The sequence below is a fragment of the Chloroflexota bacterium genome, from assembly GCA_016875535.1.
Classification (GTDB): Bacteria; Chloroflexota; Dehalococcoidia; order SHYB01; family SHYB01; genus VGPF01.
In genome coordinates this window covers 46,106-55,820 of the sequence record VGPF01000009.1, presented here as the reverse complement: position 1 = coordinate 55,820, position 9,715 = coordinate 46,106, and the positions used below count along the sequence as shown (strand labels likewise).

The window sequence follows — 9,715 nt, the reverse complement described above, 5'->3', positions numbered from 1 at the left end:
GGCGATCCCCAATCACCACGACGAACGGGCCTACGCCGCCTGGGTTGCTCCTGCAACCCACCATCCTCTGTAGGGGCGGTCCGATTACATCGGACGAACGCGGTCCTTTCTGAAGGACTCCGTGTGCCGCACCGGAGCGCGTGTCGTCACTCTCATTCCTACGAGTCCGGACTGCTCGGACCGTGTGTGTCTTCACTCTCGTTCCTACGAGTCCGAGCCTCTCGGACCGCGTGCCGCACCAGAGGCCCTTAGGATGACATGGGGCCTACATCATGCCGACGCGAACGTTGCGGAAGCGCGCGGGCGCGGCGCCGTGGCCCACGTGGCCCACCTGCTCCGGCTGGCCCTTGCCGCAGTTCGGCACGCCCCAGACCAGCCATTCGTCGCCGCCGCAAACGGCGTCGCATGAGCCCCAGAACTGCGGCGTGATCCCGGTGTAGGTGGCGTTCTTCAGCATCTCGCCCAGCTTGCCGTTCTTGATCTCCCAGGCGATCTCCGTCCCGAACTGGAAGTTCAGCCGCTTATCGTCAATGCTCCAGCTGCGGTTCGTCTGCATATAGATGCCCCTGTCCGTATCGGCGATGAGGTCGTCCAGGCGCCAGGGGCCGGGCTCCAGGTTCACATTCGTCATGCGGATGATGGGCAGGCGGTCCCAATTGCTGGCGCGCATCGCGCCGTTGCTGCGCCAGCCCAGCTTCGCCGCCGTCTCCCGGGAGGTGAGGTAGCCGACGAAGAGGCCGCGCTTCACGATATCGGCGCGCTGGGCGGGAACGCCTTCATCATCGAAACCGAAGGTGCCGAGTCCTCCGGGGATAGTCGCGTCTATCGTCATGTTCACCGCATCCGACCCATACTTGAACGTGCCGAGCTTCTCCGTGGTGAGGAAGCTCGTCCCTGCGAAGGCGGCCTCTGAGCCGAAGACGCGGTCGAGCTCGATGGGATGGCCGCAGGACTCGTGCACCTGGAGCGCCGTCTGCGAGCCGTCCAGGATCACCGTCGTCTCCCCGGAGGGACACTGCTTCGCCTTGAGCAAGGCGGAGGCCTCTTCCGCGATTCGCGTCGCGTTCCCGGGGAGGTCGTAGCGCTCCACCAGCTCCCAGCCCTCGCAGCCCTGGTGGCGGCCGATGCTGTTGGGGTAGCTACGGTTCTGCACCTCGCTCCCGTCAACGGCCGTCGCCTCTATGGCGCAACCCGTCTCGTAGAGCGTCTGCTCGATGTAGCTTCCCTCGGTGCTGGCGAAGATCTTGTGGTGCCGCAAGACCTCCGCGTTCGCCGTCCCGGTGACGATGTGCTTCACCTTGGTCATCTGCCGCGTCGCCTCCAAGAGGAGAGCGGCCTTGGCCTCCGCGCTTACGGCGAAGGGGTCGCGCTGCACCGGTGTCCGGTAGGTCGCGACGATCTTGTACGGCTCGCCGATGTTCACCGGATCCCGGAGGACGGAGGACGAAGCCTGGGCGATGCGCACCGCGGTGGCCGCCACCGTGTCCATCTCCCTGGCGTCCAGCCGGGAACTGCTGGCGAAGCCCCAACCGCCGTTGGCGATGACGCGCACGCCGAAGCCGCGAGTCACGTTCCGGGTCACCGCCTCGATGCGGTTATCCTTGACGATGACGACTTCCTGCTTCGTCTCCAGGTAGCGGACATCGGCATAGGAGGCGCCGCGCTTCACGGCGGTATCCAGGGCGCGCATCAGCAACTCTTTCATGGGCGCATTATACCGAGGTGTCGCGCAGGCTGATCTTCGGCGCGCGGCTCCACTCGAAGCGCGAAAGGCCGCCCGCGCCGAGGGCCGCGACGGCCGATTGCGCCGCGCGCGCCTGGGCCGCCAGGCCCGCTACATCCACGCCCTGACAGGCCGGCTCAAGGGGCACGAGCTTGGCGATGGCCTTCTCGTACATCGCCGTGGCGCCGGCGAAGTTGCCGCTGCGCGTGTGGTGGAGGGCGATAGCGAGCTGGATGATGCCCTGGTAGAGATCGCGGACAGGGCCGGGCGTGCGCTTCCACAGGGCTTCGACGATCTCATGGCAGGGGTGGTATTCGCCACGGTTGAAGCGCGCGATGCCCTCCAGCAGATCAGGCAGCGCGGGTTGGCTGCATCCCTCTTGCCGAGACTGCGATCCGGACACTTAGTGTTCCTGACTTCCTAACCAAGAAGCTTCTTCAGCTTCGCCTCGTCCACGCCGAGGACGATCTGCCCGTCCACGTCGTAGATCGGGCGGCGGATGATGCTCGGGTTCTTCAGCATCAGTTCGATGGCCTCTTTATCGGAGAGGGTCTTATCGCCGATGCCGAGGGCGCGGAAGGAGGGCTTCTTGCGATCAATCAGGTCGTTCGGCTTGCCGCCAGAGAGCCGCTTGATCTCATCCGGGGTCAGGGGCTGCTTGGCCAGCTCGCGCTCGGTGAACTTCACGCCCTTTTGCGAAAGCGACGCCTTCGCCTTGCGGCACGTGGTTCAGGTGGTCTTCCAATAAAAGGTTACGTGCTTCGCCATCATCGCCTCCTAGAGAGTCGCCAGCAGCTGGTCCAGCGGCATGGCGGCTGCGGTGAAGCTGGGCGTATCGCGGATGGTGTAGCAGCTGGCCTGGGAGTCGCGCAGCTCCATCACCAGGTCCAGGAACTCGCTGGGGTTGTCTCCCTCAAAGGCCACCACGAACTCCTGGTCGTCCAGGCCGAAAGAGTAGCTGGTGTTGATGCGGATGCCCGGGTACTTGTGGCCCACGGCGATGTGCTCGTCCATCATGCGCTGGCGATCGGCCATGGGCAGGGCGTACCACTCACGCGACTTCACGAAGGGGTAGACGAAGAGGAACTTCGCGCCGCCGGGGCGGATCTTCAGCCTCGCGCCCTCCTGGCCTTCGTGGGTGTGCTTGTCTATATAGATGGAGCGGCGCGTCATGGCGAAGTAGGAGTAGGGGATGGTGGCGTACTTCCCCAGGCCCGTCCGCGCGAGCCCCGTGTAGAGCGACTGAAAATCGTCCAGGGAGTTGGCGACAGTCCACAGCATGAAGTCGGCGTCTCCCCTAGTGGCTGTGAGGCTGTAGGGGCGGATCATCATCCTATCGTTGTGCTCGCCGATGACCGCCGCGAACTCGCGCTTCCCGGCGTCCCGCGTCGCTCCATCCAGCCTGCGCCACTCGGGCGAAAGGCGGTAGACGGCGTAGCGGACAACCTGGCGGCTGGACGGTTTGCCTTCAGCGGCGGGAGGCCTGTGCTGCATGACGACACCTCAAGAACATCGGGTGTGAAAGGAACCGCAATCCATGATAGTCGTCCCCTGGAGATGGGACAAGCGGCTATTCGCCCATCGTCTGCACCACGATCTCCCTCGTGCGCGACCGGGAATCGAAGTCCATGACGATGATGCGCTGCCACGTTCCTAGGACGGGCTTGCCGCCCTCCACCGGGACCACGAGCGATTGCCCAAAGAGGCTGGCCTGGAGGTGGGAGTGGCCGTTGGTCTCCCCGGCGTTTATGGCGTTGTGCTGGTAGGTCGCGCCCCTGGGGGCCAAGCGCTCCATGGCTGCCTGGAGGTCCTTCACCGTCCCAGGCTCCAGCTCCATGATGCCCACGCCCGCAGTGGTGCCGGTGAGGAAGACCGTCACGATGCCGTGCCGTATCTTGGAGTCCGCCACACGCCTCAGGACTTCCTGGGTGATCTCGATGATCTGGCCGCCGCCCTTGGTCTCGAGCTTCAGGCGGGTTGTGGCTACTGCCATGTGGGACTCCAGGTCTCCAGGGAATAGGCCAGATTCTACACCGTGCATCCCAGGGGCGTCTCTTGTGGAACCGGCTAGACTAAACTTAGTTTTAGACTTATACTAAATAGCGATTCAACTCACAAGCGGCACTCGATAAGAGCGTCGGGAGGATTTCTATGCGTCGCATACTGTTGCCACTGGCGGCAGCGCTTGCAGGGACACTGGTCGTCGCGGGATGCAGCACGGCGCAGGCGGCCAAGAAGGAATCGGCAGAAGAGGTCTACCAACTGAACCTTACCGGCGCGGCAACGGCAGAGGGCAGGATCGTCCTGAACGCGCCGCGCAAGATGGAGATCAAGGTTGCCGCAGGCGCGACGGCCCTGGATGTGGCCCTGCAAGTCCGCCAAGAGCTCATGGCCAAGGGCTACACCGTCCTCTGCGTGGTTGACCGCTCGGACCAGGGACATTCGATCCTTGTGAAGGGGAAACTGGCCGTCTCCCAGGACAGCTCCAACCTAGGCGGCATCGGGGGCAGCGCGGGCCAGGTTATCCAGCGCCGCGAGGTGATCCAGAGCCGCGTGCGCGAGTACTTCCGCTTCGTGAAGGACAACAACGGCAACGGCATGAAGCAGATCGTCTCGAACGATTTCCTCCAGGCCGCGAACCAGGAGCTCGGGAAGAACATCGAACTGGTGAACATGGGCACGCCTGTGGTGGGCTGCAACACGGCCTCCGTCATCGTGGAGACGGCGCTGGCCGGGGGCGAGCACCGCCAGAGCGAAGTGCAGCTGGTGAACGATGACAACCTGCGGTGGAAGGTGGCCGGGGTGCGCGACCTGGCAAAGTGGAAGGGCCGCTAACGCAACTCCAGCATCTTGGCGCAAAAGCCCTCCGGTCATATAACCGGAGGGCTTTTCTTTTCGCTGGCGTCTCGTGCGCGGGTACATGAATCACTCCTCATTTGTTATACTTCCCGAAGGATTGCTTCAAGGGTTCCGGGCTGCCTCACAACCTTCCGTAAGGCGATTACCACCAACGTGGAAGACGTTCTCATCATCGGCGCTGGGCCGGCGGGCAATAATGCTGCCCTAGAGCTGGCCAAGCGCGGCTACCGCGTTACCTTGGCGGACCGCCGCTACGCCATCGGCGATAAGCTGTGCACCGGCATCGTGGGGGCGGAATGCATCCGCCAGTTCCCCATCGCGCCGGAACACATCTACCGCGCGGCGCGGAGCGCGTCCGTGAGCGCGCCTGGGGGCCAGGCGATCCACATCGGGCGGGAGGAGCCGCAAGCCTACATCGTGGACCGAGTCTCCTACGTGGCGAGCTACGCGCAACAGGCCCAGGAGGCGGGCGCGACCTATCTGCTGGGCCACACCGTCCATTCCGTGGAGCCGGGGCGCGACCACATCAGCGCCATCGTGCAGAACGGCGCGGGGCCGCAAGAGATCAAGGCGAGGAGCGTGGTCATCGCCGCCGGGTTCGGGAGCAGGCTCACCAAGTCGCTGGGGCTGGGGCAGGTGCAGGACTACGCCGGAGGCATCCAGGCCACGGTGACGACGACGGGCGTGGACGAGATCCATGTCCACCTGGGCAAGCGCTTCGCCCCGGGATTCTTCGGCTGGCTGACGCCGACGACGGAGAACCGGGCGCTGCTGGGGCTGATGGCGCGGAAGCAGAATAACGAGCATTTCGCCGAGCTGCTGGCGCATCTGCAGGAGAAGGGCATCGTGGGGGAAGTGGTGAGCGGGCCGAGCCGATGGGCGATCCCCTTGCGACCGCTGAAGCAGGCCTACCGCGACCGGGTGCTCGTCATCGGCGATGCGGCGGGCCAGGTGAAGCCCACCACGGGCGGCGGCATCTATTACAGCTTCCTCGCCAGCCGCATTGCGGCGGAGGCGCTCCACAACGCCCTGCGGCGCGACGACCTCACCGAAGACGCGCTCTCTGAGTATGAGCGCGAGTGGAAGAGCGTGCTCGGCGGAGAGCTGGATTCGGGTTACAACGCGCGCCGCATCTACGAGCTGCTGGGCGATCGCCAGATAGACTTCATCATAGAAGCGCTGGCCTCCAACGGCTTTGTAGAGAAGCTCCTCCAATCGGAGAGCCTCGGGTTCGATTGGCACAGCGGCGCCATCAAGGAGTTCCTGCGGTGGCCGGTGCTCCAGGGAGTCGTCCGGTCGCTTGGCGGCATCGCGCCGAAGGCCCTTTCGCGGATCGCCTAGGCCCCCTTGCGCACGCCGAGCCTTCCGCAAGCCGTTGCGCTTCTTCTCTCCGCCGGGCTTATGGGCGTTATCTTCTATTACTCCTCCCAATCAACAACGCCGGGCATCGTTGTAGAGAAGAAAGAGGGGCTGACCCTGGCCTTTCGCAAGATGGCCCACGCCGCCGAGTTCGGTTCGCTGGCGCTCCTGCTGCGCATCGCCTTCGGCTTCCTGCGCCGCGATCCCGCCTACGCCTTGAGCTTCGCGATCGCCGCCGCCTATGCCATCGGCGACGAGGCCCACCAGCGCTACACCCCTTGGCGCGTAGGGTCAGTAACCGATGTCTTCATTGATATCGGGGGCGTGGTCGCGGTGCTCATCGTCTGGCGACTTGCGGAGCGGCGCCTGGCGCAGAGGCGCGCTGCAAAGGGGAAAATCGGCTAGTATGAGCCGCGACATTCACCAAAGGACAAAGGCATGGCCGCACCAAAGGTAGCGCTCGTCACCGGCGGAGCCGGGTTCATCGGCTCCCATGTGGTGGACCGGCTCATCGCGAAGGGTTATCAGGTCGCCGCCGTGGACTCCCTGGTCATCGGACGGAAGGAGAACCTGCACCCGAAGGCGACGCTCTACCAGGCGGACATCCGATCTCCCGACTTGCGGGAGATCTTCGCGAAGGTCAAGCCGTCGTATGTCTTTCATCTGGCGGCGCAGGCGAGCGTCATCAGGTCAGTGAAAGAGCCGGGGATGGATACGGATGTGAACGTCCTGGGCACCATCAACCTGTTGGAGCAGTGCCGCGCCTTCGCCATCGAACGGTTCATCTACAGCTCCACCGGCGGCGCGCTCTACGGCGAACCGGAGCGGCTGCCTTGCGGCGAATCGCATCCCATCCGGCCGCTTTCGCCCTATGGCGCGAGCAAGTACGCCGCCGAGGTCTTTGTGCGGCTCTACGGCGACCTGCACGGCCTCAAGCACACCATCCTGCGCTACAGCAACGTCTACGGTCCGCGCCAGGACCCGGAGGGCGAGGCGGGCGTGGTGGCCATCTTCACCAGACGGCTCCTTGCGCGCGAGGATGCGCTGATCTTCGGCGACGGCACGCAGCAGCGCGACTTTGTCTACGTGGCGGACGTGGCCGAGGCGAACATGAAGGCGCTGGCGCAGAAGAAGAACGATTCCTTCAACATCGGGACGGGGAAGGGCGCCAGCGTGAACCAGGTGGCGAAGGAACTGGTGCGCCTTACCGGGACCAAGAACCCGCCGAAGCATGCCCCGGCGCGCAAAGGCGAGGTCTACAAGATCTGGCTGGACGCGCGCAAGGCGAAGCGAGGGCTCGGCTGGTCGGCGAAGGTGGGCTTGAGCGAAGGCCTGAAGCGGACGGTGGACTACTTCCGCGCCTAGCCGCCCGTCTCGATCTCTTTGGCCCAGGCGCGATTCTCCAGATACCAGTCCACCAGGTTAGCGATGCCCTGCTCGGTGGTCGTCTTCGGTTCCCATTTCAGGATTCGGCGCGCCTTGCCGATATCGGCCCAGGTAGCGCGGATGTCCGCCGGGTGCATCGGCTCGCGCTTCACCTTGGCCTTCTTCTTCAGCCGTGTTTCGATGAGGCTGATGGCCTTGTTCACCGTGAGCGGACGGTCTGAGCCGAGGTTGATGACGTCATACCCGACGGGCTTGAGCGCCGCTATGGTGCCGCGAGCCACATCGTCCACATAGGTGAAATCGCGGGACTGGCGGCCATCGCCGTAGACGAGGACGGGGCGGCCCTCCGCAATCCACTGGGTGAAGCGGAAGAGCGACATATCGGGCCGCCCGCCGGGGCCATAGACCGTGAAGTAGCGCAGCACCGTGACATCGAGCCCAAAGAGATGGTGGTAGGTGTAGCAGAGGGCCTCGGCGGCCTTCTTGGAGGCGGCGTAGGGCGAGATGGGGTAGTTGGTATTGGCATCTTCCCGGAATGGAATCTTGTTCTTTCCCCCATAGACGCTTGAGGTGGAGGAGAGGACATATTTGCCGACGCCGAACTCCTTGCAGAGCTCCAGGAGATTCAGCGCGCCAGTGGTGTTGGTCTCGAAGTAGACCCAGGGATTGGCGATGGACTGTCGAACGCCGGCGCGGGCGGCGAGGTTGATGACGGCATCAACCTTTGTCTTGAAGAGGGGGCGAAGGGCCGAGCGATCACGGATATCTATGCGATGGAAGGAGAGGCCGCGTCTCCCCAGGAGCTGCTTCAGCCGCCATTCTTTCAAACGCACATCGTAGGCGTCATTCATCTCGTCCACGGCGGTGACGCGGTGGCCCGCATCGAGGAGCCGGGAGGCGACGCGGGAGCCGATGAAGCCCGCGCCGCCGGTGAGGAGGATGTGGGTAGGCAATGAAGAGCCTTTCTTGAGTGAGGTATGGGTGCGTTAGTTGATGAGCCTGGGGATGCCTTCGCCGAGGAGATAGCCGACGCCGGCCGCCGCGGTGCCGATGATGAGCACTTCCAGGCCCTGCATCAAGGGCCTGCGCTTCACCACTCTGCCCTTGGCCGTGCCCAGGCCGAAGAGCGCAGTGAGCGCAAGCCCGGCCGCAACGCCGATGGCGGCATTCCCCTCCATCCAGAAGAAGGGCAGAATGGGGACCATGGCCGCGAGGATGAAGACAGCGCCCATGGTGAGGGCATCTTTCACCGGGTTGCCAAGGACGTCAGGGCTGATGCCGAGCTCTTTCTCCACCAGGGTGCGAAGCCACAGTTCCTTATCGGCCGCGATGTGCTCCGCCAAGTCGCGCGCCTGAGCGTAAGACATGCCCTGCTGGTGGTAGAGGAAGACAAGCTCCGCCATCTCTTCAGCGGGGTTAGCCTCCAGTTCTTTGGCCTCTTTCTCAATCTCAGCCTTGAACGCCTCTTGCTCAGCTTTGGAGCCAAGGTAGGTGCCGGTGGCCATGGAGACCATGCCCGCAAGGGCGGTGGCAAGTCCACCGACGACGACGGTGGAGTTGGCGCTTACCGAGGCGGAAAGGGCGGTCACCAGGGCTAACGTGCTCATCAGCCCATCCTGCGCGCCGAAGACGACCTCGCGGATGCGGCGGACGGCGGCCAGGCGCGTCTTTTCGCGCTCCACCTCGCGCATGGCGCGGCCATAGGCGGGGGCCGTTGCCTCTATAGGAGCCACAGGCCTGTTAGGTTCCATCGCAGGAGCGGCCGAGGCCATCTGCTGCACCTGGGCTTCAGGGATAGACATGGGACGCGGGGGCAGGGCGATGGAAGGCGCGGCCTCCGGCTGTTTGCCCATCTTCTTCTCCAGCAGGTCCAGGGCGCGCATGAAGCTCTCCAGGTGGTAGCGCTCCCGATCCATGGCCACGGCAAAGGCCTGGGCGGCATCCATACGCCCTTCATCCAGGGCATCCCGGATCATCCTGGGGTAGAGCGAGGCGATCTCTTTGGCCTCGCCGGTGGTGACACTGCGAAGGTTTTCCGCCGTGGACTTCACGGCCCCGGCGGTCTTAAGCTGGTTGATGCCGTGGATGTTCTCCGCGCCGGCTGTCTCCTGGAAGACCTGAGCGACCTCCGGGTGGCCCTCCTCCAGCGCTTTGAGGGCGAAGGCGGAATACTTGAGCTGGGCCATGGACTCGCTCACGATGGCGTTCCAGAGGTTCTGTTCCGTTTTGGAAAGGGTCGTTTGACTGTTTTCAGCCATCGCCGCGCCTCCCTCTAGGCTCCTGCCGCCGCAACTGACCCCAGATTATGACAGAGCGGTAGGGAAGACTCCACTTTTGCCCCGGAGGGGGCGTGCGCACGAGCCTGGCGGCTGGTATGCTTCGGCATAG

At 64.3% G+C, this 9,715-nt stretch carries 11 protein-coding genes; 4 read left to right on the top strand and 7 right to left on the bottom strand.

Going from position 1 to position 9,715, the window contains the following annotated elements:
* Positions 1–265 precede the first annotated feature (265 nt).
* From FJ039_04680 to FJ039_04660, 5 genes are all read right to left on the bottom strand, one after another.
* The gene (locus tag FJ039_04680) at positions 266–1,705 is read right to left on the bottom strand and encodes a TldD/PmbA family protein (protein MBM4405468.1); all 1,440 of its coding nucleotides are present in this window, start codon (positions 1,703–1,705) and stop codon (positions 266–268) included.
* 7 nt (positions 1,706–1,712) lie between these two features.
* Positions 1,713–2,126 carry a DUF309 domain-containing protein gene (locus FJ039_04675; GenBank protein ID MBM4405467.1) on the bottom strand — a complete coding sequence of 138 codons (414 nt, stop codon included), beginning with the start codon at positions 2,124–2,126 and terminating at the stop codon, positions 1,713–1,715.
* Positions 2,127–2,143: 17 nt separating this feature from the next.
* On the bottom strand, positions 2,144–2,410 hold the full coding sequence (locus FJ039_04670) for a hypothetical protein (GenBank protein MBM4405466.1): 267 nt from the start codon (positions 2,408–2,410) through the stop codon (positions 2,144–2,146).
* 90 nt (positions 2,411–2,500) lie between these two features.
* On the bottom strand, positions 2,501–3,217 hold the full coding sequence (locus FJ039_04665; GenBank protein MBM4405465.1) for a chlorite dismutase family protein: 717 nt from the start codon (positions 3,215–3,217) through the stop codon (positions 2,501–2,503).
* A gap of 76 nt (positions 3,218–3,293) precedes the next feature.
* Positions 3,294–3,716 (bottom strand): YjbQ family protein, encoded by a 423-nt coding sequence (locus FJ039_04660; protein MBM4405464.1) that lies wholly within the window; start codon positions 3,714–3,716, stop codon positions 3,294–3,296.
* A 158-nt stretch (positions 3,717–3,874) separates the two neighbouring features.
* Here FJ039_04660 and FJ039_04655 point away from each other — a divergent pair, with 158 nt between their 5' ends.
* Genes FJ039_04655 through FJ039_04640 form a run of 4 tightly spaced genes read left to right on the top strand, consistent with a single transcriptional unit; the run spans position 3,875 to position 7,306 of the window.
* Positions 3,875–4,558, top strand: a complete 684-nt coding sequence (locus FJ039_04655) for a hypothetical protein (GenBank protein ID MBM4405463.1) — start codon at positions 3,875–3,877, stop codon at positions 4,556–4,558.
* A gap of 12 nt (positions 4,559–4,570) precedes the next feature.
* Entirely contained in the window at positions 4,571–5,923 is a 1,353-nt protein-coding gene (locus tag FJ039_04650) for a geranylgeranyl reductase family protein (protein ID MBM4405462.1), read from the top strand.
* Positions 5,924–5,929: 6 nt separating this feature from the next.
* Entirely contained in the window at positions 5,930–6,346 is a 417-nt protein-coding gene (locus tag FJ039_04645; GenBank protein ID MBM4405461.1) for a VanZ family protein, read from the top strand.
* Between the two features lie 33 nt (positions 6,347–6,379).
* Entirely contained in the window at positions 6,380–7,306 is a 927-nt protein-coding gene (locus tag FJ039_04640) for an NAD-dependent epimerase/dehydratase family protein (GenBank protein ID MBM4405460.1), read from the top strand.
* Here the strand turns inward: FJ039_04640 and FJ039_04635 are convergent.
* On the bottom strand, positions 7,303–8,268 hold the full coding sequence (locus tag FJ039_04635) for an NAD-dependent epimerase/dehydratase family protein (protein MBM4405459.1): 966 nt from the start codon (positions 8,266–8,268) through the stop codon (positions 7,303–7,305). The two genes, FJ039_04640 and FJ039_04635, sit on opposite strands and share 4 nt — an antisense overlap.
* Positions 8,269–8,313: 45 nt before the next feature.
* Positions 8,314–9,585 (bottom strand): hypothetical protein, encoded by a 1,272-nt coding sequence (locus FJ039_04630; GenBank protein MBM4405458.1) that lies wholly within the window; start codon positions 9,583–9,585, stop codon positions 8,314–8,316.
* Between the last annotated feature and the right edge of the window lie 130 nt (positions 9,586–9,715).

Coding starts and splice junctions, on each gene's coding strand:
- FJ039_04640 (MBM4405460.1), top strand. CDS start 6,380: ATGGCCGCACCAAAGGTAGCGCTCGTCACCGGCGGAGCCGGGTTCATC.
- FJ039_04660 (MBM4405464.1), bottom strand. CDS start 3,716: ATGGCAGTAGCCACAACCCGCCTGAAGCTCGAGACCAAGGGCGGCGGC.
- FJ039_04655 (MBM4405463.1), top strand. CDS start 3,875: ATGCGTCGCATACTGTTGCCACTGGCGGCAGCGCTTGCAGGGACACTG.
- FJ039_04680 (MBM4405468.1), bottom strand. CDS start 1,705: ATGAAAGAGTTGCTGATGCGCGCCCTGGATACCGCCGTGAAGCGCGGC.
- FJ039_04630 (MBM4405458.1), bottom strand. CDS start 9,585: ATGGCTGAAAACAGTCAAACGACCCTTTCCAAAACGGAACAGAACCTC.
- FJ039_04665 (MBM4405465.1), bottom strand. CDS start 3,217: ATGCAGCACAGGCCTCCCGCCGCTGAAGGCAAACCGTCCAGCCGCCAG.